Below are 25,904 nucleotides of genomic sequence, written 5' to 3' on the forward strand. Positions count from 1 at the left end.
TATCTTAACTACGGCTCTTACGCTGGGCGCACCGCAGTCACTTCACATCGTCGGATCGGAACTCGGAGGCTATCTTCATCAGTTTTTCGACCTCCGCGTCGGTCCTGCCCTCGGCTTCAATATCGCCTACCTTCAACCTCGTTCTGCGCCCATTGCGACCCTGGATCCAAGCTACCAAGACTTCTTTTAGCGCAGGTATTGCGACAGCTCCCAACGTCGCTGATGCCATAATGATCTCGGGTAGCGCATACCCATGGCCCTCGGCCGCATCCATGGTGAAGATCGTCTGGGTGAACGGGACCCCTGCGTCACGCAAGGCCTTCGTCACCGCTCCCAGTTCGGCTTGAAAGGCGGCATCACTCACTGGCGGGTCGCCTTCCGCACGCAAGAGTTCAATGGAGAACTCCCCACGTTCAGCACGTCCTTGGCGGTCCAGGGCTTCCTGCCGCTCAAGGTTCTCCACAAAAGCCGCGTAAGCGCGCTCCTTCCAGTCGTCTGTTTCGGACGTCATGCTTTGAACCTCGGAACGGAGCCTACCCTGCGCTGACCATGCCACAGGGATGCTACCCATATGAGCACATGGGCGTGACCGCCGTCTTGGGTGATCAAAGGACGGATTCTATGGAGACGTTCCTGAGTTGGTTGGCCGAACGCGGCAAAGACGCCGGTCCCAACAAGATGTCGATACTCCAAGCCCCAACGATCGGACTCGACGTCAAGGCCTGACGCGACAGGGCTGCACAGCCAGGTCGGAACATTCTGCAACTAAGGCGATAACTGCCTATCGCACGGCGGTGCGGTCGTAGGTCGGTCTGCCGATGTCGTCCGGCGGCCCGTCCTGCGACGCCGGCGACAGGCGGATCAACCGGCGAGGCCCGGCAGGGTCAGGGTCAGGGCCGGAACGAAGGTGATCGCCATCAGGGCTAGGAACAGGGCGAGGTAGAAGGGCCAGATGGTGCGGACCGCCTGCTCGACCTTGATCTTGCCGACCGCGCATCCCACGAACAGCACCGACCCTACGGGCGGGGTGACCAGACCGATCCCAAGGTTCAGCATCATCATGATCCCGAACTGGACCGGGTCCATCCCTGTCGCCATGGCGACCGGAAGGAAGATCGGGCTGGTGATGACGATCAGCGGCGCCATGTCCATGAAGGTTCCGAGGACCAGCAGGATCAGGTTGATCAGCAGCAGGATCAGGATGGGGTTGTCGGTCAGGGTCTGCAGCAGGGCCGCCAGCTGCTCTGGGGCTTCCAGCAGGGCCAGCAGCCAGCCGAAGGCGGCCGCCGAGCCGATGATCAGCATCACCATGGCGGTGGTCTTGACCGCATTCTGCGCCGCGATCGTGAAACCCCGGAAGCCCAGCGTCCGATAGACGATCACGGCGATCACCAGGGTGTAGATCACCGCGACGGCCGAGCTTTCGGTCGGGGTGAAGACCCCGCCCAGCACACCCCCGAAGATGATCACCGCCGTCAGCAGACCCGGCAGGGCGGAGGCGAAGGCGGCGGCGAAGGCCGGCCAGCCCGGGAACTGGCCCTTCGGATAGCCCCGCCTCACGGCGATGATCCAGGCTGTGGCGGCCAGCAGGATGCCGGTCAGGATGCCGGGCAGAACACCGGCCAGGAAAAGGTCTGCGACAGAGACCGACACGCCAGCCGCCGCCGCATAGATGATCATGTTGTGCGACGGCGGGATCAGGATGCCGAGGATCGCCGAGGTGGAGGTGACATTCACCGCATAGTCGGCGTCATAGCCCTTTTCCTTCATCAGCGGGATGAGGGTCGAGCCAAGGGCGGAGACCGAGGCGACGGCCGATCCCGACACGCCGCCGAACATCATCGACGCGCCCACATCGACGACGCCCAGTCCGCCGCGAATCCGGCCCATGGCGGCGTCGGCCACCCGGACCAGCCGTTCGGCGATCCCTGCCTGCTGCATCAGGTCTCCGGCGAAGATGAAGAACGGAATGGCCATCAGGGAGAAGACGTTCACGCCTGTGGCGATCCGCTGGAAGGCGACCACCGGTGCGATGTCCATGAAGATGAAGGTCACGAGCGACGCCAGGCCGAGGGCGAAGGCCACGGGAACGCCGATGATCAGCAGAAGGGCCAGCAGCCCGAGCAGAAGGGTCAGTTCCATAGCGGTTCGACTTTCCGGCCCCGGGCCTCACAAATCAGATGTTCCAGTGCGAACAGAACGGTCACCCACCCTGCGATCGGCAGCGGCAGATAGGCGGCCCCGCGCGGCACGCCCAGGGTGGGAATGTCGAAGGCCCAGGTGCGCGCCACCAGCTCGCCGCCCCAGACGCCCATGGCCAGGCCAAACGCGGCCATGGCCAGCAGGCTTACGACCCGGCACAGTCGCCGCAGAGGCGCGGGCATGGCGTCGGTGGCCGCGCTCATGCCCAGATGGAACTGTTCGCGCACCCCGACCGCAGCGGCCAGCAGGACGAACCAGACCATCAACAGCAGCGCCGCCTGCTCCGCCCAGGCCGGCGCGTCGCCCAGGCCGTAGCGGGCGAAGACGGCCCAGCCGATGATCCCGGTCATGGCGATCAACCCGACCGCCGCGAACGCCAGGGTCGCGCGGCTGATCCAGCGCGAGATGAAGGCGAGACTGTCCAGCATCACACCATGCCCCGGATCTGGTTGACGAGCGCGGTCTGCGCCGGCGAGGTGATGAACCGGTCCCAGACCGGCGCCATGGCCGCCTCGAAGGCCGAACGATCCAGACCGTCGACGACCTCCACGCCGGCGTCGATCATCGCCTGCCGGGCGCTCGCCTCGCGGGCTTCCCACAGTCGGCGCATGAAGGGCACGCTCTCGGTGGCGGCGTCTCGGATGATCTCACGATCAGACGGCGACAGTTTGGCCCAGGTCCGGGCCGAGGCCACGAGCACCTCCGGGGCCATGACGTGGCGGGTCACGCTGTAGAAGCGCGCGACCTCGAAATGGCGGCTGTCCTGATAAGAGGGCCAGTTGTTCTCGGCCCCGTCGATGACCCCCTGGACCAGGGCCTGAAAGACCTCGCCATAGGACATGGGGATGGGGCTGGCGCCGAGCGCCTGGACCATGGCGATATAGAGGTTCGACGTCTGGACCCGCAGTTTGAGACCGCGCATGTCGGCCGGGGTCCGGATGGGACCCCGGGTGTTGTAGAAGCTGCGCTCGCCGGAATCGTAGAAGGCCAGGCCGATCAGCCCGTGCCGCTCCAGACTGTTCAATATCGTCCGGCCGGGGGCCCCGTCGAGCGCACGCCGCATATGGTCGGTCGACTGGAACAGGAAGGGCAGGGACGGGACGAGGGTCAGCGGCTCAATGGGATTGAGCGGGGCCAGGTTCACCCGGTTGATGTCCAGTCCGCCGAAGACGGTGATCTCCAGCGTGTCCTTTTCTTCCCCCAGCTGGCCGCCGGCATAGTTCTGAAGCCTGAGCCGCCCGTCCGTCCGTTTCGAAATCAGGGCGCCAAAGTGATTGACGGCCTCGACCGTCGGATAGCCCGCAGGATGGGTGTCTGCGCCGCGCAACGGCCGTTCGCCGATCTCCTGGACACAGGCCGCGAGAGGGGCCGCCAGGGCAGTGGCGATCAACGCTCGGCGAGAGGGTCTCATAGGCGATAGGTTTCCTTGACGAGCCCCTAGCCAAGTTCGTGCGCCAGCTCGTGAGCCTCGTCTTCCTCAAGCCGGTGTTCCGTGAGGCAAGCATGCAAGGTAACCGGTGTCAATGCGGCGATGATTACAGTAGGATTACAGTGGGATTACAATGGAATTACCGTTGGCTGTGGCGACGGTGCACTTAACGCACCTTCAGCCTAAGCTCTCGAATATCTCAGCGACAATTTTGTGTACTGCCGCCGTAGTCGCCGCATCATGAAAGGCCGCCGTCTTGGCTGGCTTGCCTGTTCAAGAAAGCGGAGACCTTTTCGCGCGCGACGACTAGCGCCGCCATTTTCAAAACAGGTCCTGTTGGTCCGTGTCGGGCGTGGGCGCGCCCTCTCGCGCGTCAAGGCGACTTACAGCGCCGATGTTTCGTCTGGCGACGGCGGTGACGGCGACGCGGAGGGGGTCTTGGGCGGGCAGCGGACCTGGCCATTGATCGTGGCGCCCGAGCCGGGGTTCAGCGCCCCTATACTGGCCGAATAGCTGACGATACGCTCGCAGTGACTGTAGGCTTCGCCCAAGGCCTTCAGGACGGCCGCTGGATCGGTGTTGGCCGTGGCGCAGGCCGACAGCGAAAGGCAAGCGAGCGCCGCGCTCGCCAGGATGATGGCGCGCTTCATGATGACGTCTCCGGTTCAGGAATGTTCGGGGAAGGTCGCGCTGAGCGCTCGTCTATTGGGCGTCAAGGAAGGCCGTGCGTTCGGCTTCGCGACGGTTCACAAGGCCTTGCAGAACCCGGCCCCCGGCGTACTTCCAGGCGCGGAAAGCGTCGGCCGAGCCGATCGTGTCGCCCGCCAGGAACTTCCGGCGCACCGTGCTGTCGGCGAAGTCTGCGGTTCCGCCGATTTCACCCACCCCGATGTTGTAGGCGAGCGAGACCATGGCCCCCAGCTGCGCGTCGCTGGGCGCGCGGTCTGGCAGCAGGCGCAAGATTTTATCGGTGACGTCCTGGGCGACCTTGGCCAGCAGAAGGTCGGCTTCGATCCGGGTCATGCCGCCGGGCCACAGGGCGCGCCAGAGACGATAGGCGGTCTCGCGCTCTTTCACGGGCTTGCCGGCGTGGAAAAGGGCATAGCCCCAGCCGACCGTGTATATGCCCACTGGATCGGGCAGCGGTTCCAGGACGTTGGGCGTCTTCTTGTCACCATCGTGCAGGCCCTCGAAGCGCTGGATCAGCGCAAGGGCGCTTTCGGGCGTGGGGCGCTTTTTCATGCGGACTCCTTTCGGCGCTGGGGCGTCCGACGTTCGGCGGGGAGCTGGTCGGGACGCGCCCGCCCCTGCGCCCAGAGGTTCGTGAGCATCGCGCTCGCGGCCGCCGTCACCGCCGTCACGATCCAGGCTTCGCGCGGCGTGGCGCCGCCATGGATCCAGACGTCGATGCCCGCGCCCGCCATCACGACCGAGAGGCCGAGCACGACGATGGAGGCCGCCCGGCTGGACGACCACGGCTTGATCTCGGGCTTGAGCATGTTCCCCCGCAGGGCCAGCGCCAGGAACCCGGCGCCGGCCGCAGCGACGGTGTAGAGGTCGAGGGGCGTGCTCATGGCTCGCCCTCCCGTCCGAGCGCTTCAACGCGCTGGGCCGCCCGGTTGCGCAGGACCTTGAAGATCAGGGGCAGCAGCTCCCAGCCAAAGGCGCCGACGCCAAACCCGAACGCGAAGGCGTCGCGCAGCGGCGCCAGCGGGATGAGCGGCGCCAGGACCTGGACAAGCGCGAAGGCGCAGAGCACGCCGGCGGCCGTGGCGCAGACCACGTTCAGAACCAGGGCGCGGTACTCGTCGTGCGTCGGGGCGTGGCCGCCCAAGGCCACCGCCCCGAACTGCGCCAGGCCGTAGACCGCCGCGCCGAACAGCGCGCCGAGCGCCGCTCGCAAGCGGTCGGGGTCGATGTCCATCAGGACCTCCAGAATGGGGATAGGGCGGGTGGCCAGGCCCGCTGGAAGGAGAACGCGGGCGATCGCGGGGCGCCTGAGCCGGAGGGCCGCCAGGAGCTTCCTGGAAAGGCGGCGAGGACCTGGGCAGGTCCTCGCCGCGCGATCGCGCTATTTTTCGTCCGGACCCGCGGGCGTGAGGATCTGATCGCGCCTTGCGGTGCTATCGGCCGCCAGCGGGTCGCCAAACACCCCGAGCTGGCGGAGCAGTTCGAAGGCGCCGAGGGTTTGAGGGCTGTTGAGCTCGATCACCGACACGGCGTCGAAGCGACGCAGAAAGCGCTGCATCTCGAACAGGTCGTCCTTCTCGGGATTATCCAGGTCTTGAACGGAGAGGGCTGAAGCTTGGACCTGGAGCTTGGCGAAACGCCGCTCCTCTTCCTTGGTGAAGCGGTTGAGCAGATAGACCTTGGCGATGCGCTCCATGGCGGGGCGGGCGGGCTCCGCCACGGGGATGAAGCCCACGCCTGCATAGCCCAGAGCCTCATCGACCCAGGACAGGTCGGCCAGGCTCTCGTCGGAGAGGCCGATAAGTTCTGGCGGAAGGTCTCCAGGCGCGCCAATGGGCGCGGCCGTGGCCGCGGTGATCTTCTGAAACTTGGTCATGAAGAACCTCAGGTGGAGGTGAATTTCGCCCCCGCCAAGGCGGCGAGGTATTGCTCATCTGCGTTGCGAATGGCCGGCGCGATGTTGTCTCCCACCCGCATGACCATGCCGTAGAAGCGATGGAGTTGGCCGCTCGTGCCCGATAGCGGGCCTACGAAAAAGTTCAGGCCCGCGTTGCCGCTGAACAGCAAGGTGGATGTATCCGAGCCGGCTGGAACACCATTGGCTCTCGCGGTTCTGCCGCTGTTTGTCTGTTGAAAGGCGGCGACAACGTCGAGGTCTAGGAGACCCGTGATTGGGCTTCCAAGATTGTCTCCGAAGGTCCCGAACACCAGATCGCCTATAGAGCCGAAGCCGGTATGCAGGTTCCACCCGGTGTCGTGCTCGATACCGCCGCCCCCAAAGATGGTGCCTGAGCTCCGAAACCGGGCTGCCCACTGAAGCGAGTACCGAACGCCAACAAACGCGTTCCAAACGGTGCTTTCGAAGCTGAGCTGTGACGAGTTTTGCGTGACTTCCAGGTAGTAGATGTCCTTCTCGGGCAAATATCTGAGAACAGGGCGGGCGGCTTCGCTCGGCGCGAACACGTAGCCGCCCGCCGTGCCCTTATTGCGAAATGATCCCACCGGCTGATTGATTTGCGCCTTCTGGGTCCGAGCGCTGTCGATCCACATCGACGAGAGGTCCGACGGATCAAACCACACGGTCACGGAGCTTTGGTTTCCAAGAGTAGGGCGCGTTTTCCCGACTGATTTCCTGATCGCGTCCATTGAGCCCATGCGTGGCGCGGGCATGGGTTTGAGGGCGGACAGGCCGCCGAGGCCAGCCAGTTTCGCCCTTTCGCCGCCGATGCCTTGCATCAGTAGGCGGCGCCTTCGACGCGGCCGACGATGCCGCTGGCCAGCGCGACCCCGGAGGCCATCCAGAGGCTCTCCCCGGCGGCCAGGATCAGGGGAGCCACCTCCGCATAACCGAAGTCCGTCACGGCCGCTTGGGTGGATTGCGACATGCTATAGGCTGGCATCAGCGCGGTGTTGATCAGGCGCAGCGTCGTGCCGCCGTTGGACGAGACGTAGAGCTGCATCTGGGTGGCGCTGACCGTGGCGCGCGGAATGGCGGTGACCTTGGTGATACGGGCGCCGTTGGTCTGGGAGGCCAGCACTTGAACGGCGTTGGACACCGTGTCGCCATAGCTGGTCTGGGCGGCGGTCATGACGCCGGTGCCGGTGATCGGGGCCTGCGGCGTGACGAGAGAGTTGGGCGTGACGGGCATGGTCTGGGCTCCTTAGAAAAGCGCTGCGGCGTTCAGGGCGAACGCGCGGGCGGCGTTGATGTCGGTCTGGGCGGTGGCCAGCGCGGTGGTTAGGGCGGTGTCGGTGGGCGCGCTGGTCGAGACGGTCCAAGCGCTAAAGGTCCCGGTTCCGCCGATCGTGGTCACGTTCAGGGTCAGGGCCCCGGTTGCGGGGGCGTAGGCGGTGATCTGGCCGAACATCCAGTTGGTCGGCGATGCGGTGGCCGCTACCATCGCAAAGCCGCCCACGGCGAAGGCCAGGTTCGGCTGGATGGTCAGGCTCTTGGCGCCGGCGCCGACGGCCACGGACGTAGTCGAGGTTCCGACGAAGCCGGCCGCCGCGATCTTGGCGTCCATGGCCGCGAGGCTCGCCGTCGCCTGAGACGTGAACTGCCCCGTGGCGGCGTTGAAGGCCGTGATCGAGGCGTTGTGCTGGGTCTGGAAGCTGGAAAGCGACGCCAGGAAGGTGTCGGTGTCGCTGACGAAGGTGGTTGGGTTTTCAGTGCGCGGCGGGTTGGGCAGCGCGCTGACGCTGGGCACAATGTCGATCGGCATGGATCAGACCTCCTCAAGTTCCAGGGTGACGAGCGCGCTGTCCGGGCGATCCAGCCGGATCGAGAATTGCTTGTAGATTCCGAGGATCAGCAGCGCTTCGAAGTAGTCGTCCGTCAGGTCGTCGAGCCCGAACCAGAGGCCGGGTTCGGCATTGAGGCGTGACCGCGCGTCGCGCGCGTTCTTCACATTCGCCTTGGGACAGCGCACGGACTGGTTGGTCTTGGGGACGGAGCGGCGAGGGACCAGGGTGCTGGTCCCGTAGTCGTCTCGCGTGATCTTGGAGTAGTTCTCGGCGTCGTCGACGGCGTCGTAGATGGTCGAGCCCAGATAGATGGAGCGACCGATCACCAGGCCGCCGCAGCTGACCTTGCCGCCGTTTCGGGTGACCGCGATCGAGATCACGCCGTTGGTGTAGGGCGGCAGATCGTAGAAAACGATGGCGGACCGGAAGGTGAACGGCGCGAAGAAGTAGCCGTAATAGTCCGTCACCGTGCGGGTGCTGAGCGCCAGGGTTTGCGTGTAGCGGACGATGCCGCTGACCGTGACGGTCACGGTCACGGCGTCCGCGACCAGGCCCACCAATCCGATCGCGTCGATGCGCTCGCCCGGCGTGATGGTCACGTTCAGCGGGGACGACACCGTGGTTGCGGTGTTGCGCAACAGGTCGAACATGGCCCAGCGGTTGGTGGGGCCGACGTCCATCCACCAGGCGCTGGACCCCGGATCGGTCGGAAGGCGGCCGGAATTGCCGTCCTGAAGGCTTTCGAAGATCCGGTGGACCTGGCAGGTCGCGGTGTGGACGCCCGATCCCGCCGAGGTCGTGGTGATCGGGGCGCCGTTCAGCTCTTCGGAAACCTGAAAGGCTCCCGCAGCGCGGTTGACGATGAAGTAGACCCGACCCGCGACCAGACCGGCCGGAAGGGTTCCCGTCGTGGAGAACACCACGATCGTTCCGTCGGCCTGGCCGTGGCTGGCCCAGGTGATCACCGCAGGCGCGCCGTTGGAAATCGTGACGGTCGCGGTCGGCGACCCCACGATGACCTTGGCCCCGGCGGCGTAGGTCGTCCCGGCGGCGTAGGCGGCCTCGCCCACCGCCGGTTCGGGCGCGTTCGAGCTGGTCAGTCGCGCTTCGGTTATCTCTAAGGGCGGGATTACTCGCATCAGGCGGCCTCCGTCATCATGGCTTGGCCCCCGCTGGTCACCGTCGCGAACTGGCGCTGCAGTTTCTCGTTGGAGGCTTTGAGGTCGGCGATGTCCTCGGCTTGCCGTTCGTTCACGGCGACCAGGCGTTCCAGCGCGGTGACGAGCCTTGGATCATTGGCGGCGCGCACGCCGAGCCGCCCGCCGATGTTCGTCAGGGGCATGATCGCTTCCGGACCCGCTTCCCCCATCACGGCGGTGTTGAAAGCGGTCGGCCGGGTCACGACGCCGTTGGTGAACGCGCCGCCGTTGGCGAAGCCAATCCGGTAGGACTGGTTTTGCGCCGCGAGGATGTCGCGCGCGACCTTCTTCACGCTCTCGGGCTGTTGCTCGATCCAGGCCTGGAACCCGCCGGAGCCGAAATCGCCCGCATAGCCGGTCTGGCGCGCCAGGAGCATGTTGACGTCGCGGTTCACGCCCCATTCGCGGTCCGGATTGGCCAGCGCGCCGCCATAGGTCCCGTCCAGCACCTTCAGCGCCGACTGCAGACCCGCGATGGCGTTGGCGACCGACAAGACCGACTCGTTGATCGTGGTCAGGGCCGAGACCTGCGCCGTCAGGGCTTCAAGCTGCTGTTCGGCGAGGGTCTTCTGGCGTCCTGCGGTCGCTTCTGCGGCCGCCAGCGCGGACTTCGCCCAGGCCACGTCGCGCAGGTAGTTGGCTTGGCTTGTGCTGCTGTTCGCCGACGACTCTAGGAACGCGGTGATCTGATCGGGAAGGTTGCCGGCCGCGTCCGCATCGCCCAGCGCCGCCGACGCGGCGGTGGTCCGCGCCTGGGCGCGCAGGGCCGCGTAGGAGGCCGCAGCGCCCGCCGTCTCGTCGAGCGCGTTGCGCGCGTCCCTCAGCGTCTCTTCCAGGCTCGACCACTTGTTGATGGTCTCCTCGATGGCCGAGGCCTCCGCCTCGTAGGCGCTGACCAGGGCAGCCCGCGCGTTCGAGACCAAGGCCTCGGCGTCGCTTTGCTGCGTGGCGCGAAGGCTGGCGGCTTCCTCCGCCGCCTGGGCAAGCACGGACGCGGCGTCTTCCGAGGCGGTCGCCACCTTGTCGAACGCCGGCGCGATCGACAGGAGCGTCTTATAGGCCTCGGCGCCGGCAGCCGTGGAGACGTCCAGGCCAAGGACGACCTTCTTGAACTCCTCGCGAGAGCTCTTCGCCGAAAGACCGAACGCCGCGAGGTTGTCGTTCACCGCCCCGATCACCGGGGCCAGCTGTTCGGCTTCCGTCAGGAAGCTCGAGGCGAAGAACGACGTGGCCGACGAGAACGCGTCCAGCCCGCCAAACAGCTGGACCAGGTTGTCGCGCGCCGACAGGCTTTCGATCCCGATCGACCGGAAGGACATGCCAAGGCTGGCCAGGGCGGTGTCGACGACCTGATACTCGCGCGCCAGGCGGGTCAGGGTCTCGAACGCGCCTTCTCCGACCGCGGCCAGGTCTTCCAGACCTTGCACGCCGGCGGCGGCCAGCTGGTCGGCCACCTTGTCGAAGGTGGCGTTCAGAACCTCGGCGATCTCGGTGGCCGAGAGGTCCTTGAGCGACAGCTTGCCCAGGTCGACCACGGCCGAACCCAGCGCGGCTTCGGCGGCCTTGGCGGCCTCGACGCCGAACACCGACGCCGCCGACAGGACGCCGTCTCCCAGGGCCTGGATGACGCCCGCGATTTGCGACAGCAGGTCGCCGTCGATCGCGCCGGAAACCGTCGAGGTGGAGACCTTGGTGGAGTAGGCGACGCCCAGGAACTTCTTGGTCTTGGTCGTCACCAGATCGGCGTAGGTCGCGCCGCTGATGCCGTTGGCCAGGATGTCGGCGTAGCTGGCGGCGTTGAAGCTGAGGCCCTGGTCGAGGAGCTCGGTCGTCGTTTTCGAGCCGCCCAGGAACAGATTGGCGAGGCCGAATAGCGCGCTCCCGTTGCTGGTCGTCGTCCCAAGGCCGAGGCCGGACGGGCTGAGGAGGTTACCTGCCGCGATCGACCGGCTGAGGCCGCTGGCCAGGTTGCCGATCTGGTTGTCGATCGAACGCAGCGACGCGACCATGGCGCTGGAGTATTCGAGATCCTGGTTCCAGGCGCTGTTGGCCTCCTCCAGGGCCCCAGCGATGGAGCCCGAGGACGTCTTGTTTTCGGTGCGCAGAACGTCGACGGCGCCCTTCAGGGCTTCGAGCTTGGCCTGGGCTTTCTCAGCCGACTTTTGGCCAATCGCGCCCAGAACGCCGGTGACGGCGGACACAGCGCCGCCGATCGGAGCCAGGACGCCGCTTGCGCTTCCGAGGAACTGGCCAAGTCCGCCGCCCGCCAGCTGGCCAGCCTCTTTCAGCAGGCCTGAAAGGCCGCTGATCGACCCGCCGACGTTACCCTCCGCCACGCCCCCAAAGAAGGCGTGGGCGGACTGGAAGGCGCGTCCGTAGGCTTCGACAATCTCCCCAAGGGCGCGCTTGTGCTCCTCAAGATGCACAACCGGCATGGGGATAAGATCGACGTTCTGTTGGGCGTCGATGGTTTTTCGGACTGCCGCTGCTTCGGTTAGAAGTTGCTTTTGCGCTTTCCACGAGGCGTAAGCCCGATCCAGGCGCTCTAGCTGGTCGTCGGTCGTAGCTCCCAGACGCGCGGTCGCATAGGCGAGCGCCATCTGAGCCTCCTCGCTCCGGCCCATCGCCGCAATTTGCCGCTCCAGGTCACGCGTGAATTCAATGATGTTGTCGCCTAAGCCAACGACGTTGACCTCGTTCACTTGAGGGGCGGCGGAGTGATCCTTGTTCGAGCCCGAGCTTTTTTGGCGCTTTTCCCATTCGCGATCGGCCTGGGCCGCCACGGCGGCTCCAAAGCCTTCGCGGGACTTCTTGGCGCGGGCGGATGCCTTTTCCCAATCCGCTGAGAAGGCTGCTGCAGCCTTCGCATTCGCGGCCTGAAGTCGGGGAAGGGTAACCTTCCCGAACTCGTCCAAGCCTGCCTTCTTGAGCAAGACATTGAGGCCTGAGATCACGCCATTGATCATGGCCTCGATCCCGCCGATGGTCTTGTTCGCCGCCGCCGAGATGATCGCGCCAATGGCGTCCGGCAGGTTCGACCAGTTCTTGGTAATGGTCTGGTAGGCGGCGATGAAGAAGCCCACGGTGTTATCGTACCAGCCCGTCACGCCATCGACGATGAAATCCAGGGTCTTCGAGAACAGATCGCCCAGGAACCCCAGTCCCTCGCCGATCGGGCCGTTCATGATGTAGTCGCCTGTCACCTTGACGAGGGCGTTCCAGGTGTCGCCCCAGGTCGTGGCGTGTTTGGTGTTCTTGTCGATCTCACGTTCGAACAGGGCGAACGCGCCGACGGCGACCGCGCCGATGGCGGCGAATGGAGCGAAGGCCACTGCGGCTTCCCCGAAGCCCGCGAAAGCCGCCTTCAGGCCTCCGGCTTCCAGGGCCGCCCCTGCGAAGGTCTCCACCATGCCCACGCCCAGGTTGGTGAGGAGCGCCATGGGCTCTTGGCCGGATAGCAGCCCGGAAGCGAAGTCCTTCATTTGGGACCCGAACTTCTCGGCGTACTTGCCGCTGTCTTTCAGGCTGCCGCCATAGCGGGCGATCTCCGCTTCGCTTTCCTTGGCCGCCGTCCCCAGCTTGTTCAGCATGTCGGCGTACTGATCGCCGCCGGTCGCGCCCTTCTTTAGGGCCTCGTTCAGCGCCCTGGCGCTTTGGGCGAGCGCGTCCTGCGCGGCGGCCAGGGGATCGAGCGCGTCGGCGAGGTCGCTCAATCGGCGCTCATACTCTGCGGCCTGCGAGGAGGCCCGCCGTTGCGCGCGCGTGAGCTGCTGGATGCTCTCTTCGGCGCGCGCCGCCGCCGAGTCGATGGCGGCGAAGGATGATTTCGCCGAGCGGCCGACCTTGCCAAAGGCGGTGTCGGCGGTCTTGGCGGCCTTTGTCAGGCGCTCCAGTTGCTCGGCGGCGGTCTCGGCCGCGCGAGCCAGGCTGGCCGGGTTCGGCGTTTCTTGCGCCATGATGACCTCCACAAACGCGAAGGGCTCCCTCGCGGGAGCCCTTGCTTCGGCAAAGTTGAAGGGCCTCGTCGAAGGGCGAGGCGTCTCGAACAGGTTTTGGGTGATGGCTCCGCGCGCGGAGCCTTAAGTCTTCGTCGCCAAGGCGATCTCAAGCTGGAGGCTGTCGATCTGGAGGATCGCCCGCCGTTCCCAAAGCTCCAGCCGCACGCCCTCGTCGCGTTCCCAGGCCTGGATATCCAGACGCGAGAGGCGACAGGGGGCCATGGCGCCGGTTTGCCGGGTCCGCGCCAGGTCGCAGAACCAGTACCAGACATGGGCGGCGTGAGGTGACAGTGGCGGCGGGTTTTCCAGCCTCCAGCGCGCCTCGACGTCGCCCTGCCGCGCCAGGCTTTCCAGGTGTGTGCGAAGGGGTTCGCCGTCGTCCTGGCGAACCCCTAGCTCGAACTGTTCTCTCGCGAAGGCGATCAGGCCTTCGGCGAGGGTCGCGTAAAATTTGCGATGTCGTTCGAGGCGCGCGTCACCTGCTCGGCGATCCGGTTGCTACGGCTCACCAGGCGGAAGGCCCCTTCGGGCGTGAAGGCCGTTCGCAGGTTCCAGCCGACGACGCGCGCCGCGGTCAAGCGGTGACCGAAGGCGATGTCGTCCTCGACCAGGGTGAACTCGGCCGCCTCGCCCTTGGTGACGGCCGCAGCCTGGGCCTGGCGCTTGCGGCGCTCGTTGACGAGGCGGTTCACCTCGCCTTGGACGCGTTCGGACTGCGCGCCCAGGACGTTGAGGACAAGGCCGTCCTCGGCGCCGTCCGCGTTCAGGACGGGCAGGGCGTAGGGCACGTCCGAGGCGGCGACGTCGTCATAGGCTTCCAGATCGCGGTCGATGGTGATCTTGGTCATGTGAGTGTCCCGAAAAGGACGCCAGGGCGCGACCCTGGCGTTGAGTTGGAGAGGGAGCGCCGCTGAAAGAGCCCGCGGCGGGGCGTCCGGCTGGGCCGGATCTCGTTAGGCGGCCGAGTCCTGGATCGAGATGATCGTCTGGTCGGTGGCCAGGGCCGCGCCGCCGGCGCTGTTGATCTGCGCCGTGAACGCGTAGGTCCGGATGATGGCCTTCTCGCCGTCGTCAGGCGTGTCGCTGGTCAGCTTGATCATCGGCATGTTGACGACCATGAAGTCGGCGTTGGCCGTGTTGTCCTCGGCGATCGTCAGAACCAGGGAGGTCGTCGACCGGCCATCCAGGATCGTTTGCAGCGTCACGCTGTCGAACTTGGCGGTGAAGCTGCCTGAGACAGCGATACGGCCGCGTTGGAGGTCATCGACCACATTGGCGCCGACCACGGCGTCGCTGTGGGCGGTGTTGCCGTTGATGGTGACCTGAGCGCCGGTGACGTTGGCGACTTGCACGCCGTTCACCAGGATAGCGCCGTTCACCGCCGTCAGCACATCGGTCAGGGTCTCGGCCGCCGGCGTTGTCAGCACTTGGGCGGCGCCCAGGGTGCGGGTGCGGCCGACGGTGTCGAGGCTGATCGTGGCGTTGCCCGTGGCCGGCAGGCTCAGAGCGACTTGGGCGATCTGTTGGTCGTTGTAGACTTCCGAACGACCAAGGTCCGGATACCACTCCTCGAACGTATAGTAGTCGTTGGTGTGGCCGGTCGCGGGGACCAGCGCCTTCTTGCCGGTGATGGCGAAGGTGGCGGCCGTGACGGCGCTTTCGGCGAACATCGCCGAGCCGTTCAGTGGCTTGACGGTGAGGGCCAGGGCGGTGACGGCCAGCACCTGCAGGTTCTTCTGGCTGTTGAGCGCGTTGAAGGCGCCTGCGGTCAGGCGGCCCACGTCGCCGACCTTGACGCCGTCGGTCAGGAACGAGCCGGCCGAGCGGGTCAGGGTCCAGTTCTGGCCCGAAGCGGCGACGGTGATGGTCAGGCCGGTCAGGGCCGCGCCCGTCGCCATGTCCTTGCGCAGCAGCGAAGCCAGCAGCGTTCCATAGGTGCCAGGCGACAGCAGGCCGTCGATCTTGCCGGCCGGCTTGATCACCCCCAGGCCGACGCCGGTCGACTGTTGGTGAGATACGATCTCGTTGCTCTCGAAGGTGTCCAGCGGCGCCTGGAAGACGCTGGAGGTGCGGCGGACGATCTGGCCGCCGCCGCCGGTGGCGTTGGCGCCCAGGCCGGTTTGCTTCTTGTAGGCGGTCTTTTTGTTAATACCCTGTGCAACGGGCATGAGAGACTCCTAGGTTGGTGAAGGGGCATGCAGCGACGCCCGGCGCATGTCCGGGGGCGTCGAGGTCTGGCGGCCGAGGGGCCCGTCAGGAGGTGATCGAGGCGATGAACGGCACGCGGAGTTGCACCACGTAGTCGCCCTGGTCGTCGTTCACGCCGGGCAGGATCGCGGGCGTGCCGGCGATCGTGGTGGCGAAGCCGTTGGCGGTGAAGGTCGCGCCTCGAAAGAAGGTGGCCCGGATCAGATCCGCGCGCGCGGCCACGGCGCTGACGCCTTGACCGCCCGGATAGACCAGGTCGATGCGCATGTAGCCGCGCTCTTGGAAGCCGCGCCCATACTCGCTGTTCAGGGGCTTGGCGAAAGCCATGGCGACGCGCTGGTAGGGCGTATCGGCGGTTGGTGAGAAGGCCGCGTTTTCCCAGGCCGTGGCGAGCGGCGGCGTCATGGCGGCGACCGCAGTCTCGAGCGCTTCACGGATACTAACCGAGCTCATCGTTCGCGTGCTCCCTGGAGCGGCTTCCGATCCGGTCGCTAGAACCGGCCGGTGGAGGAGGTGATGGGGTTCGAAGGCTTGCGCCGGCCGAGGAGCCGGCGGCCCTGCGGGCGCGTCGGCGAGCCGCCTCAGGAGCGGCGCCGTCCGGTTGGATCCAGCCCGCCGACGCAGGCTCGCGGCCTCACGTCGGTGACGCCGGAGTTGGTCCCAAAAGCGGGAGATCAGGAGGGGGGGGCCTGAGCGGCGGCGGAAACGAAAAAGCCCCGCCGGAGATTTTCCGGGCGGGGCTGTTTGTGTGGGCGCAGTGCCCTGTGTGGATATAAGAACCACAAAACAGGTTCCGTGTCAAGCGCTATGCTTTGGAATACTTATTCTCGCCTGGCCGCCAGGGCGTTTCCCGGGCCTTCGCCAGGCGCGCGCAGCAGCCTCACGGCGATGTCCAGGGCCCGCGCGAGGGCGTCCCGGTTTCGCGCCAAGGCGCGGCCGCGCCCCCAGGCGGTGATGGCCGTTCCTTCCCCCGCCACCGATCGGAGGAGTTGCAGCGCCTTGGGATCGCCGATGCAGCCCAGGGCCACGGCGCGATCGACGCGGGCGACATAGTCCAGCAGTTTCGCGCGCCTCAATCGTTTCTCGACGAACGCGTCATTGTCGTGCCCCGTGCCGCCGCCGACATCGTCGAAGACCTGAGCTCTGAGGTCCCTGCCGCGCGCCTCATAGCCGGCGCGATAGGCCGTCGCTGCTCTCATATGCTGAACGGTCAGGTGTCCCAGCTTGTGCAGCCGATGCAAGCCGTCGCGGCTCTCGATCTCGACGGCGCCGCAAGAGGGCGTCTCGTTGACGTCCTCGCCCCTGGCCTTGGCCAGGGCCACGGTCTCGGCGATGCCGTCCGCGCGCGCGTTGAGCTCGATCCTCTGCTGAAGTCGCTCGGCTAGCCTGGCGATTTTGCCTTGGGCGATTTCCCGATTGCCCTTGGTGCGGGCGCGGGCGAGTTCCGCGGTCGCGGCGTCCAGTGATTTCTTCTCCGCGTCGGTGAGATGGCGAGGGTCGCCTGAGATCGGCGACGACCCGCGCGCCTCGGGCTCTCGACTCAGCGCCGCCAGAAGAGCGCTCTCCCATGGCTCTTGAGGGGCGAACGCGGCGGCCCTGTCCGCCGCCGTGATCCCCAGCTTTGTTTCAAGCGCGGCGACCATGGCCTTGGCTTCGTTCTCGCAGCCCCGCCGATGAAGGCGCTCGGCGTCGCGGACAAGGTCCAGATCCTCCTCGGCCAGATGGTCGATGGGGCCCTTGGTGACGAGGGGCAGATCGCCTTCCACCCTGCCGTCGCGAAGCAGGGTCAGGACAGGTCGAACTTGGGTGTCGATGGTCATGGAGTCGTTTCTCAAGAAGGGGGGAGGCCAGGCGCACGAGGGGGCGGGGTCTCGGCGCGTTTCGGCTCGAAATGAGGGGGCGATCGCCTTGGCGTCGTCACCGACGGCTTCTCCGGTCCACGCCGAGCCGACAGCGTTTCTCCTCGTGCCGGCGCACCTGGCGCGCATGGAGCGCGGCGGCTTCGCCATGGCCATCCATCTCGGCCAGCATGTCGCCGGCCTTGATGACCAAGGTCCGTAGCACCGCGCGCTTTGGCCCCGCGCCGCAGGCTTGGTGGATGACCTGTTCAGCCAGGTCGTCGAGGAGGCCGCTCATTGGCGCCCCCGATCTGGCGACTGTCCCGTGCGGATGCGGCGATCTTCAGGATGCTCGCTGGGGAGCGGCGCGTCGTCCGCGAAGCCGTAGAGCGCGGCCCTGCGTCTGAGGGCCTCTAACCGAGCGGTCGAGCGCGCCTCACGGTCCGGCATGGGGCCATCATTGGGCATTCGCACGATCGCGCGAGGCAGGCGGCGATCGGCATCGGTGCGACGAAACGAGATGCGCGGGGGCGCGGCGCGAGCGGCGGCGCGCTCTGCGATATCAATAACGATCAAGGTCGGCTCCCATGAGCAGGTGGCTGGGGGAAGGCGAGCCGCGCGAACGACACGACCGCGAAGGCGTTCAAGCGCCCAGCACGGGACCTGGATCGGTTGTTCGGGGCGAGACATGACAAATGGGTACGAAAAATAGTACCCAATTACAAGTCAAAAGGTGCGAAATTTCGCAGCTACGAAAAATCGTACGAGTCGACATGATGAACGGCATGGAAAAGGTACCCAGCCGCCGCGCCCAGGCCTTCATGCGATGGATGGAAGCGAATGGTCTGAAGACCAAGCGCGTCGCGATAACGTCGGGCGTTCCCCAGTCGACCCTCGCCTCGTTCGTTCAAGGGGTCAGTCAAAGCCTCAAGGGCGAGACGGAGGAGAAGATCGCCACGGCCTACGAGACGACCGTGGACGCCATCTTCGCCGGCGCGATCAACAGCCAGTCCAAGCGCCAGGCTCCGCTTGTCCGTATCATTGGCCGCGTCGGGGCCGATGCGAGCGGAGAGGTGATCTTATCCACAGGTCACGAAACCTGGGATCAAGCGCCGCCTGCGTTTGGGACTACGTCCAAATCTGTCGCACTGGAGGTGCGTGGTCACTCCATGCACACCTTCGCTGAAGACGGCGCCCTTATCTATTTCGAGGAACAGAAGACCGCACCGGATGTCGACATGCTGGGATATCCCTGCGTGGTCGAAACCGAGGATGGCCGGGTCCTGGTCAAGCGGTTGCTCCGGGGCTCCGCACCAGGCTTGTATGACCTCGAAAGCATCGTCGGCCCGACCATCCGAGACGTCCGGCTTAGCTGGGCCGCCGAAATCCTCGCCGTCGTTCCGCCTCGCCAGGCCAGGCGGATTATCGTCAGGGCCGAGGATCACGCCGCCTAGGCGGCGTGGCCGTGCGTATTTCGATCAAGTCTGGCGTGGCGTGAAGTTTCGCATCTCTTGGCGCGAAGGTGCTAAATTTAGTATCCATTTCTTCGCGCTCGCAGGCGCTCGCAGGCGCTCGCCGCCGCCGCCGGGCTCTTCCCCAAAATTTCGCCGCGATGTTCAGGTGAAGCCTCGCTACGGTGTGGCTCTCCGACTCCGTCCTTCACGTTCCGAAAGACCCTTGATGCGCCTTCTTGCTCCCCTGGTTCTCGCCGCGACGCTGGCCGCCGGCGCCGTTCACGCCCAGACCCCGCAGGTCTCGCCGCCGCCGCAGCTGAACGCCGGCCCCTCGGCCAACGCCCTGGCCGGCAAGGCTTTCCTGGAGCAGAACGCCAAGGCCCCGGGCGTGGTCAGCCTGCCTTCGGGCCTGCAGTACAAGGTCGTGACCAGCGGCCCCAAGGACGGCCCCTCGCCCAAGCTGGGCGACATCATCAAGGTCCACTACGAGGGCAAGCTGCTGAACGGGACCGTGTTCGACTCAAGCTTCGCTCGCGGCCGCGCGGCGATCATGCCCGCCGACGGCCTGATCCAGGGCTGGCTGGAGGCTCTGCCGAAGATGAAGGTCGGCGACGAGTGGGTTCTCTACATCCCGTCGGACCTGGCCTATGGCCCGCGCGACATGGGCGAGATTCCGCCCGACAGCGTGCTGATCTTCCGCCTGCAGCTGGTGGGCATGCTGGCGGTGGATTAGAGGGGGCGGCGGACTTGCCCCCTCCGGGCCTTCGGCCCTCCTCCCCCGGAGGGGGAAGAAGGCCATTCTTCCGCCCCCTCCGGGGGCGGACGACCTCGCCAAGCGAGGTCAGGTGGGGGCAAGTGACAGGCTCTATCCCTTCCGGCTCTTCATCAGCGGCTGGATCTTCGTCCCGAAGTCCTCGACCCCCTGCACGAAGTCGTCGAAGGTCAGGAGCACGCCCGCTGTGCCGGGGACCTGCGCGATCTCGTCCATCATGCGGGCGATGCTCTCATAGCTGCCGACCAGGGTGCCCATGTTCAGGTTCACCGCCGACTCCGGAGCGGCCAGCTGGGCGGTGTTGGTGGTCGCGCCGGCCGCAGCATTGGGGGCGGCCTGATTGGTCAGCCAGGCCAGCGCCTCCTGATCGGCGCCGTCGCGGTACTTTTGCCACTTGGCCAGGGCCTTCTCGTCGGTCTCGTCGGCGATGATCATGAACAGGATGAAGGACTGGACGTCGCGGCCGGTCTTGGCGGCCGCCGCCTCCAGCCGCTGGTTGACGCTGGCGAAGGCGGTCGGGGTGTTGACCCCCTTGCCCAGGGCGAAGCTGTAATCGGCGTACTTGGCCGTGAAGGCCAGGCCCTCGTCGGACGAGCCGGCGCAGATCAGCTTGGTCTCCTTGGGATGCGGGCTGACCCGGCAGTCCTCCATGGTGAAGTACTTGCCCTTGAAGTCCGACACCCCGGTCTCCAGCAGGTCCTTCAGCACCGTCGTATATTCGGCCAGGTAGTTGTAGCGGTCGGTATAGTGCTGCTCGCCAGGCCAGAGGCCCATCTGCGAGTACTCGGCCTTCTGCCAGCCGGTGACCAGGTTCACGCCAAAGCGCCCCGGCGCGATCGAGTCGATGGTCGAGGCCATGCGCGCCACCATGGCCGGCGGGATGGTCAGGGTGGCCACCGTGGCGAAGATCTTGATCTTGGAGGTCACCGCGGCCAGGCCCGCCATCAGGGTGAAGCTCTCCAGATTGTGCTCCCAGAACTGCGTCTTGCCGCCAAAGCCGCGCAGCTTGATCATCGAGAGGGCGAAGTCGAAGCCGTATTTCTCGGCCTTCTGGGTGATCTCCTTGTTGAGCTCGAAGCTGGGCATGTACTGCGGCGAGGTCTCGGAGATGAGCCAGCCGTTGTTGCCGATGGGAATGAAGACGCCGACCTGCATGGGTATAACCTCAGATGTGATCGTTGCGGACGAGGCCTGACGCCCCCTCCGTCTCGACGCCTGACGGCGCCGATCCACCTCCCCCGCAAGCGGGGCAGGAGGGTGAAAACGTCGTCCTCCTCACCCGTGAAACGGGGGAGGTGGCGCGCGGCGAAGCCGCGTGACGGAGGGGGCGCGCAACCATCACGCCCCCTCCAGAAACGCCACCAAACCCTCGTTGAAGGTCTCGGGATCGGTGACGGTGAAACCGTGGCCGCCCCAGGCGACCTGCTGGAAGGCGGCGTTGGGCAGGCGAGCGGCCAGGCGCTGGGAGCAGCGCATCGGGACCAGCATGTCGTCGGCGCTGGCGCTGATCAGGATGCGGTGAGGGATATCCTCCAGCCGCGCGTCGATGTCGAAGGCCAGCAAGGCGTTGATCCGCGCCAGCATCACCTCGCACGGCGGGAAACCGGCCACGTGGTGGGCCTCCTCGGCCATCAGCCGGTCGTGGTTCCGCGAGATCCAGTCGGCCGGATAGAGGAAGATCGGCTGGGCGTGGACGTAAGCCTCTGGCCCGCTGTCGTTCAGCAGATGGATGCGGGTGTCGAAGCAGCGCTGGATGTGCGGATCGGGCCGGCTCCAGCCGTTGACGACCACCAGCTTGCCCAGGCGGTCGGGGTGGCTCAGGGCCAGGGCTAGGCCCGCATTGCCGCCCGCCGCGTGGCCGACCACGTGGGCCTTGGCAAGGCCCAGAGCGTCCATGACCTTGACCATGTCTTGCGCCATGTCGTCGACGCTGTAGGGACCTGGCGGCAGGGCGCGGACGCTGCGCCCCGTGCCGCGGTGGTCATAGGTGACGACCGGCCAGCGCTGGGTCAGGGCCCGCATCTGCGGCGCCCAGAACGCCCCCGAGCCGCCCAGGCCCGACGACAGAAGGACCACGTCCCGGCCGGCGACCGGGCCGCCGTGGAGTTCGTAGAAGATGCCATCGACGGTTCCGCTGGTCATGCGACGCACCGCGCGTTCCGTCGGGTTTGAGGAACAAGTCTCACAGCCAAAATCTCCGTCATTCCCGCCCTTGTGGCGGGAACCCCTGGTTCAGCTGACACGTGAGACGCCAGCGGATCGCCAGCGATCCGCCCCTGCCGCACCTGCGGCGGACAGAGAGGTTCCCGCCACAAGGGCGGGAATGACGGATGAAGCAGGGGGCGGCGCAGGTATCCCCGTTTTCGCGGGGGCGAGCGGGGAGGGGCGGTCATGCGGCTACGTCTTGCCCACATGCGCGACCGAGGCGATCTCGACCACGAAGCCGGGCTTCACCAGGCCGCACTGGATGCAGTAGCGGGCGGGTTTGTCACCGGGGAAGTACTCGGCATAGACCTTGTTCATTGGGGCGTAGTGGACCCAGTCGGTCAGGAAGATGTGGTTCATCACCACGTCCTCCATCGTGCCGCCGGCGGTCTCGATCACCGACTTGATGGTCTCCAGCACCTGACGGGTCTGGGCCTCGGCGTCGCCGGGGAAGGCGACGTTGTTGTCCTTGTCGAAGGCCAGGGTGCCGCTGACATAGACGATCCCGTCGGCCATCGTTCCTGGCGAGAACGGGGCGATCGGGACGCCCGTGCCGGGCGGGGTGATGACGGTCTTGGGCATTGTCGTGGTTCTCCAAATCCTCAAGAAATCCGACCTTCCCGGCGAATGCCGGGACCCAGATTCATCCGGGACGGCTTGGGTGTTCTCGCCTTGCGGCGAAGCCGTGACGGCAAAAGCTCCTGGGTTCGATCTGGGCCCCGGCATTGGCTTCGCCGCACTGGCGTGTCGCCGGGGAGATCGGGTGAAGGGTTAGGCGCGCGGCGCCAGCTGTCCGAACGTTCCCTTGAAATCGGCCGTGTTCGAGACCCAGCCGAAGAAGCGCTCGATGTTGAACAGGGCGGCCTTCTGGACGAAGTCGGGGCCGGCCTGGTGGGTGGCGTCCTCCAGCACGGTCCCGAAATATTCGAGGAAAAACCCGTCGCGCAGGGTCGACTCCACGCAGACGTTCGTGGCGATGCCGACGAACACCAGGTGCCGGATGCCGCGGGCGCGCAGCACGCTGTCCAGCTGGCTGTTGAAGAAGCCCGAATAGCGGGTCTTGTGCAGCTGGATGTCGCCGAGCTGGGGCTTGAGCTTGTCGACCAGCTCATAGTCCCACTGGCCGCGCGCCAAGAGCTTGCCCTGCAGCTCGGGGCGGGCGCGCATGGTCTTGAGCGCGTTGGACTTCCACCAGTTGGGCGAGCCGGGACCGCCGGCCTCCACGTACTGGTCGTCCCAGCCGTTCTGGAAGTAGATCACGCTCATGCCGGCCGCGCGGGCCACGGGTAGGATCTCGGCGATCTTGTCGATCACCCCGGCCGCGCCCGAGATGTCGAAGCCGGCCAGGTCCAGATAGCCGCCGGGCGAGGCGTAGGCGTTCTGCATGTCGATGACGATCACCGCCGTCGTCTTCGGGTCCACCGGCAACGGCTCGGGCCGCGCGGGCAGCATGACGCAGTCGGGCGACAGCGGGGCGATCGGCGAGCTCATCGACGGGGCTCCTTGTGATGTCCGGCCAGCATGGAATACCATCCCGACGAACACTGCAATCCGAACCATCTGGTCCAAGTTTGACCATTTGGTCCAAGTTCGAGAGCCGATGACCGGTCCCGCCGCGAAGTCCGTCAAGTCGCCGCGCAAGCCCGTGGCGCGGAGCGGGCGCGCGAAGGCCCCCGGCGCCCGCGCTCTAGTCAAGGCCGCCCAATCGGCGGGCGAAACCGCGGCGCCGGCCGCAGCGCCTGCCGGCCGCCGCGCCCAGGCCGGCGAGGCTCGCAAGGCCGCGATCCTGGGCGCGGCGCTGTCGGTCTTCGCGCGGCTTGGCCTGGACGGCGCCAGCGTCGAGGCCATCGCCCGGGCGGCGGGCCTGTCGAAGGCGAACTTGCTCTACTACTACCCGTCCAAGGACGCGCTCTATGTGGCCGTGCTGGAGCAGGGGCTGTCGCAATGGCTGGCTCCCCTGGCCCGCTTCCGCCGCGAGGACGACCCGGCCCAAGCGATCGGCGCCCTGATCGAGGCCAAGCTGGCCATGAGCCGCGACCATCCCGACCTGTCGCGCCTGTTCGCCCTGGAAATGCTGCGTGGCGCGCCGCTGTTGAAGCCGGTGCTGGCTGGGCCGCTGAAGGCGGTGTTCGACGCCAAGGTCGCCGTGATCGAGGGCTGGATCGCCGACGGCCGCCTGGCGCCCGTCGATCCGACCGGGCTGATCTTCGCGATCTGGGCGATCACCCAGCACTATGCCGACTTCGCGGTCCAGGTCCGGGCCCTGACCGGCAAGGGCCTGGCCGACAGGGCCTTCATGGATCAGACGCGCGCCGCCGTGACCGCCCTGGTGCTGGATGGCGCCCGCCCTCGCCAACCGTGATCCGAAGGCCTTGCCCGCCGGTCGCGCGGGCTCGGGCGGGAGGCTGCACAGTTCGCGCGCAGCCAGGTGCTCCGGGCGCCGATAATTCGGAGTCTCCGCCCCATCGTTCGGCGCGGTGTTCCGTGAAGCCTCGCCGCGCCGTCCATCGCTGATAGCCCTTTGTCCGCACGCCGAGTTTTAGCGGCGCGTGAGGGGAAGGGTTTTCATGGATTCCGGTGTCAGGGCGCCGACGCGGCGCCAGCTTCTGTCCGCCATCGCCAAGGTCGGGGGCACGGCGGCGCTCTATCAGGCGATGACCACCTTGGGCCACGCGGCCGAGACCCAGTTCCATGGTCCCCCCAATCTGCAAGGCGCGCGGCCGGGCGCCAGCGTCATCGTGCTGGGCGCGGGCCTGGCGGGCTTGCTGGCGGCGTTCGAGCTGCGCAAGGCCGGCTACAAGGTTCAGATCCTGGAGTTCCAGAACCGCGCCGGCGGCCGCAACTGGTCGCTGCGGGGCGGCGATACCTATACCGAGCTGGGCGGCGCGACGCAGAAGGTCGGCTTTTCGCCCGGCAACTATCTGAACCCCGGTCCCTGGCGCATCCCGCACCATCACCGGACCTTGCTCCACTACTGCAAGAGCTTCGGCGTGGCGCTGGAGCCGTTCATCCAGTTCAACCACTCGGGCTGGATCCACTCGTCCCAGGCCTTCGGCGGCAAGCCGGTGCGCTTCAACGCCGCCGCCGCTGACTTCGAGGGCAACATCGCCGAGCTGCTGGCCAAGTCGGTCAACGCCAAGGCCCTGGACGATACGGTCACGCAGGAGGATCGCGACAAGCTGCTGGAGGCCCTGAAGGGCTGGGGCATGCTGGACAAGGACTACAAGTACGTGTCGTCCCTGCGCGCCTCCTCGCACCGAGGCTATGAGCGGCCGCCCGGCGGCGGCGTCGACGGCGCGCCGATCGCGTCCAAGGACCTCTACGGCCTGCACGACGTGCTGGACCCGCAGGTCTGGACCTCGATGGGCTTCTTTATGAACCACGAGATGCAGACCACCATGTTCCAGCCGGTCGGCGGCATGGACATGATCGGCAAGGCTTTCGCACGCCAAGTCGACGGCCTGATCACCTACAACGCCAAGGTCAGCAAGATCTCCCAGGACGACAAGGGCGTCGCAGTCAGCTGGACCGACACCGCCACGGGAAAGGCCAACGAGACCAAGGCCGACTGGTGCGTCTGCACGATCCCTCTTGGCGTGCTGGGCCAGATGGACTTGGCGGTGACCGACGAGATGATGGCCGCGATCAAGGCCGTACCGTACTCCGGCCAGGTCAAGATCGGCCTGGAGATGAAGCGCCGCTTCTGGGAAGAGGACGACGACATCTACGGCGGCCACAGCTTCACCGACCAGGAGATCGCCCTGATCTCCTATCCGAACCACAACCTGTTCAAGGACGGGCCGGCGGTGCTGCTGGGCGCCTTCGCCCGCGAGATGGGGGCCTATCGCCTGGCCGGCATGACGCCCGAGCAGCGGATCGAGGTCGCGCTGGCGCAAGGCTCGGTGATCCACCCGGCCAGCTACCGCAAGGAGTTCGCTAGTGGCGCCTCGGTGGCCTGGAGCCGCGTGCCCTGGACCCTGGGCTGCTGCGCCCGCTGGAACGAGGACACCCGCAAGCAGCACTACCAGACCCTGGTCGGCATGGACCGCCGGATCGTGCTGGCCGGCGAGCACGCCTCCTACGTCGGCTGCTGGATGGAGGGGGCGCTGCTCTCGTCCATCGACGCCATCACCCGTCTGCACAAGCGCGCGCTGGAGGCTTAAGA

The 25,904-nt window shown here is 66.5% G+C and carries 28 protein-coding genes and 1 pseudogene; 4 read left to right on the plus strand and 25 right to left on the minus strand.

The window, feature by feature from the left end; genetic code table 11:
* Positions 1–37 precede the first annotated feature (37 nt).
* From CSW59_RS17330 to CSW59_RS17420, 20 genes are all read right to left on the minus strand, one after another.
* Positions 38–511, minus strand: coding sequence for a hypothetical protein (locus CSW59_RS17330; protein ID WP_099445195.1), 474 nt, complete (start codon positions 509–511; stop codon positions 38–40).
* 350 nt (positions 512–861) lie between these two features.
* Complete coding sequence (locus tag CSW59_RS17335) at positions 862–2,142, minus strand: TRAP transporter large permease (protein ID WP_099445196.1); 1,281 nt, start codon at positions 2,140–2,142, stop codon at positions 862–864.
* Positions 2,133–2,633, minus strand: coding sequence for a TRAP transporter small permease (locus CSW59_RS17340; protein WP_099445197.1), 501 nt, complete (start codon positions 2,631–2,633; stop codon positions 2,133–2,135). The genes CSW59_RS17335 and CSW59_RS17340 overlap by 10 nt, the downstream gene beginning before the upstream one ends.
* Entirely contained in the window at positions 2,630–3,613 is a 984-nt protein-coding gene (locus CSW59_RS17345; RefSeq protein WP_099445198.1) for a TRAP transporter substrate-binding protein, read from the minus strand. Before CSW59_RS17345 ends, CSW59_RS17340 begins: the two co-directional genes overlap by 4 nt.
* A gap of 401 nt (positions 3,614–4,014) precedes the next feature.
* Entirely contained in the window at positions 4,015–4,281 is a 267-nt protein-coding gene (locus CSW59_RS17350; protein ID WP_099445199.1) for a hypothetical protein, read from the minus strand.
* A gap of 52 nt (positions 4,282–4,333) precedes the next feature.
* A complete protein-coding gene (locus CSW59_RS17355; RefSeq protein ID WP_099445200.1) occupies positions 4,334–4,873 on the minus strand; it encodes a lysozyme in 540 nt (179 codons plus the stop codon).
* Positions 4,870–5,205 (minus strand): hypothetical protein, encoded by a 336-nt coding sequence (locus CSW59_RS17360; protein ID WP_099445201.1) that lies wholly within the window; start codon positions 5,203–5,205, stop codon positions 4,870–4,872. The genes CSW59_RS17355 and CSW59_RS17360 overlap by 4 nt, the downstream gene beginning before the upstream one ends.
* The gene (locus CSW59_RS17365; RefSeq protein ID WP_099445202.1) at positions 5,202–5,555 is read right to left on the minus strand and encodes a hypothetical protein; all 354 of its coding nucleotides are present in this window, start codon (positions 5,553–5,555) and stop codon (positions 5,202–5,204) included. Before CSW59_RS17365 ends, CSW59_RS17360 begins: the two co-directional genes overlap by 4 nt.
* Positions 5,556–5,702: 147 nt before the next feature.
* Positions 5,703–6,197, minus strand: coding sequence for a hypothetical protein (locus tag CSW59_RS17370; protein WP_099445203.1), 495 nt, complete (start codon positions 6,195–6,197; stop codon positions 5,703–5,705).
* A gap of 8 nt (positions 6,198–6,205) precedes the next feature.
* Positions 6,206–7,057, minus strand: coding sequence for a hypothetical protein (locus tag CSW59_RS17375; protein ID WP_099445204.1), 852 nt, complete (start codon positions 7,055–7,057; stop codon positions 6,206–6,208).
* Positions 7,057–7,470 (minus strand): hypothetical protein, encoded by a 414-nt coding sequence (locus tag CSW59_RS17380; protein WP_099445205.1) that lies wholly within the window; start codon positions 7,468–7,470, stop codon positions 7,057–7,059. Before CSW59_RS17380 ends, CSW59_RS17375 begins: the two co-directional genes overlap by 1 nt.
* Positions 7,471–7,482: 12 nt before the next feature.
* Entirely contained in the window at positions 7,483–8,043 is a 561-nt protein-coding gene (locus CSW59_RS17385) for a hypothetical protein (protein ID WP_099445206.1), read from the minus strand.
* Positions 8,044–8,046: 3 nt separating this feature from the next.
* Positions 8,047–9,204, minus strand: a complete 1,158-nt coding sequence (locus tag CSW59_RS17390; protein WP_099445207.1) for a hypothetical protein — start codon at positions 9,202–9,204, stop codon at positions 8,047–8,049.
* Positions 9,204–13,220, minus strand: a complete 4,017-nt coding sequence (locus CSW59_RS17395; RefSeq protein WP_143755013.1) for a hypothetical protein — start codon at positions 13,218–13,220, stop codon at positions 9,204–9,206. Before CSW59_RS17395 ends, CSW59_RS17390 begins: the two co-directional genes overlap by 1 nt.
* 123 nt (positions 13,221–13,343) lie before the next feature.
* Positions 13,344–13,484, minus strand: a complete 141-nt coding sequence (locus tag CSW59_RS20820; RefSeq protein WP_161495067.1) for a hypothetical protein — start codon at positions 13,482–13,484, stop codon at positions 13,344–13,346.
* A 200-nt stretch (positions 13,485–13,684) separates the two neighbouring features.
* Positions 13,685–14,110 (minus strand): hypothetical protein, encoded by a 426-nt coding sequence (locus CSW59_RS17400; RefSeq protein ID WP_099445209.1) that lies wholly within the window; start codon positions 14,108–14,110, stop codon positions 13,685–13,687.
* A 105-nt stretch (positions 14,111–14,215) separates the two neighbouring features.
* Entirely contained in the window at positions 14,216–15,430 is a 1,215-nt protein-coding gene (locus CSW59_RS17405; RefSeq protein WP_099445210.1) for a phage tail tube protein, read from the minus strand.
* Between the two features lie 85 nt (positions 15,431–15,515).
* Positions 15,516–15,923, minus strand: a complete 408-nt coding sequence (locus CSW59_RS17410; RefSeq protein WP_099445211.1) for a phage tail terminator-like protein — start codon at positions 15,921–15,923, stop codon at positions 15,516–15,518.
* A gap of 368 nt (positions 15,924–16,291) precedes the next feature.
* On the minus strand, positions 16,292–17,290 hold the full coding sequence (locus CSW59_RS17415; RefSeq protein WP_099445212.1) for a hypothetical protein: 999 nt from the start codon (positions 17,288–17,290) through the stop codon (positions 16,292–16,294).
* Positions 17,291–17,387: 97 nt separating this feature from the next.
* On the minus strand, positions 17,388–17,606 hold the full coding sequence (locus CSW59_RS17420) for a hypothetical protein (protein WP_099445213.1): 219 nt from the start codon (positions 17,604–17,606) through the stop codon (positions 17,388–17,390).
* Positions 17,607–18,003: 397 nt separating this feature from the next.
* Between CSW59_RS17420 and CSW59_RS17425 the strand changes: the two genes are divergently transcribed.
* Together CSW59_RS17425 and CSW59_RS17430 are read left to right on the plus strand one after the other, a co-directional pair.
* On the plus strand, positions 18,004–18,762 hold the full coding sequence (locus CSW59_RS17425; RefSeq protein WP_143755014.1) for a hypothetical protein: 759 nt from the start codon (positions 18,004–18,006) through the stop codon (positions 18,760–18,762).
* A 226-nt stretch (positions 18,763–18,988) separates the two neighbouring features.
* Positions 18,989–19,495, plus strand: coding sequence for an FKBP-type peptidyl-prolyl cis-trans isomerase (locus tag CSW59_RS17430; RefSeq protein WP_099445215.1), 507 nt, complete (start codon positions 18,989–18,991; stop codon positions 19,493–19,495).
* Positions 19,496–19,627: 132 nt separating this feature from the next.
* Here CSW59_RS17430 and rutA read toward each other — a convergent pair whose 3' ends face one another.
* The 5 genes and pseudogenes from rutA to rutB all read right to left on the minus strand — a co-directional run bounded on the left by rutA (position 19,628) and on the right by rutB (position 23,230).
* Positions 19,628–20,689: a pyrimidine utilization protein A gene (rutA, locus tag CSW59_RS17435; protein WP_099445216.1), complete on the minus strand. Its 1,062-nt coding sequence runs from the start codon at positions 20,687–20,689 to the stop codon at positions 19,628–19,630.
* A gap of 183 nt (positions 20,690–20,872) precedes the next feature.
* Positions 20,873–21,685 (minus strand): pyrimidine utilization protein D, encoded by an 813-nt coding sequence (gene rutD, locus CSW59_RS17440; protein WP_099445217.1) that lies wholly within the window; start codon positions 21,683–21,685, stop codon positions 20,873–20,875.
* Between the two features lie 47 nt (positions 21,686–21,732).
* Positions 21,733–21,885, minus strand: a pseudogene (locus CSW59_RS21940) (hypothetical protein); the annotation flags it as partial.
* A 46-nt stretch (positions 21,886–21,931) separates the two neighbouring features.
* On the minus strand, positions 21,932–22,321 hold the full coding sequence (rutC, locus tag CSW59_RS17445) for a pyrimidine utilization protein C (protein ID WP_099445218.1): 390 nt from the start codon (positions 22,319–22,321) through the stop codon (positions 21,932–21,934).
* A gap of 189 nt (positions 22,322–22,510) precedes the next feature.
* Positions 22,511–23,230 (minus strand): pyrimidine utilization protein B, encoded by a 720-nt coding sequence (gene rutB, locus CSW59_RS17450; protein ID WP_099445219.1) that lies wholly within the window; start codon positions 23,228–23,230, stop codon positions 22,511–22,513.
* Between the two features lie 109 nt (positions 23,231–23,339).
* Here rutB and rutR point away from each other — a divergent pair, with 109 nt between their 5' ends.
* Positions 23,340–24,101, plus strand: a complete 762-nt coding sequence (gene rutR, locus CSW59_RS17455) for an HTH-type transcriptional regulator RutR (RefSeq protein ID WP_099445220.1) — start codon at positions 23,340–23,342, stop codon at positions 24,099–24,101.
* 205 nt (positions 24,102–24,306) lie between these two features.
* Positions 24,307–25,902: a flavin monoamine oxidase family protein gene (locus CSW59_RS17460; RefSeq protein ID WP_099445221.1), complete on the plus strand. Its 1,596-nt coding sequence runs from the start codon at positions 24,307–24,309 to the stop codon at positions 25,900–25,902.
* Positions 25,903–25,904 lie beyond the last annotated feature (2 nt).

Source organism: Caulobacter sp. BP25, assembly GCF_002737755.1.
Taxonomy (GTDB): Bacteria; Pseudomonadota; Alphaproteobacteria; order Caulobacterales; family Caulobacteraceae; genus Caulobacter.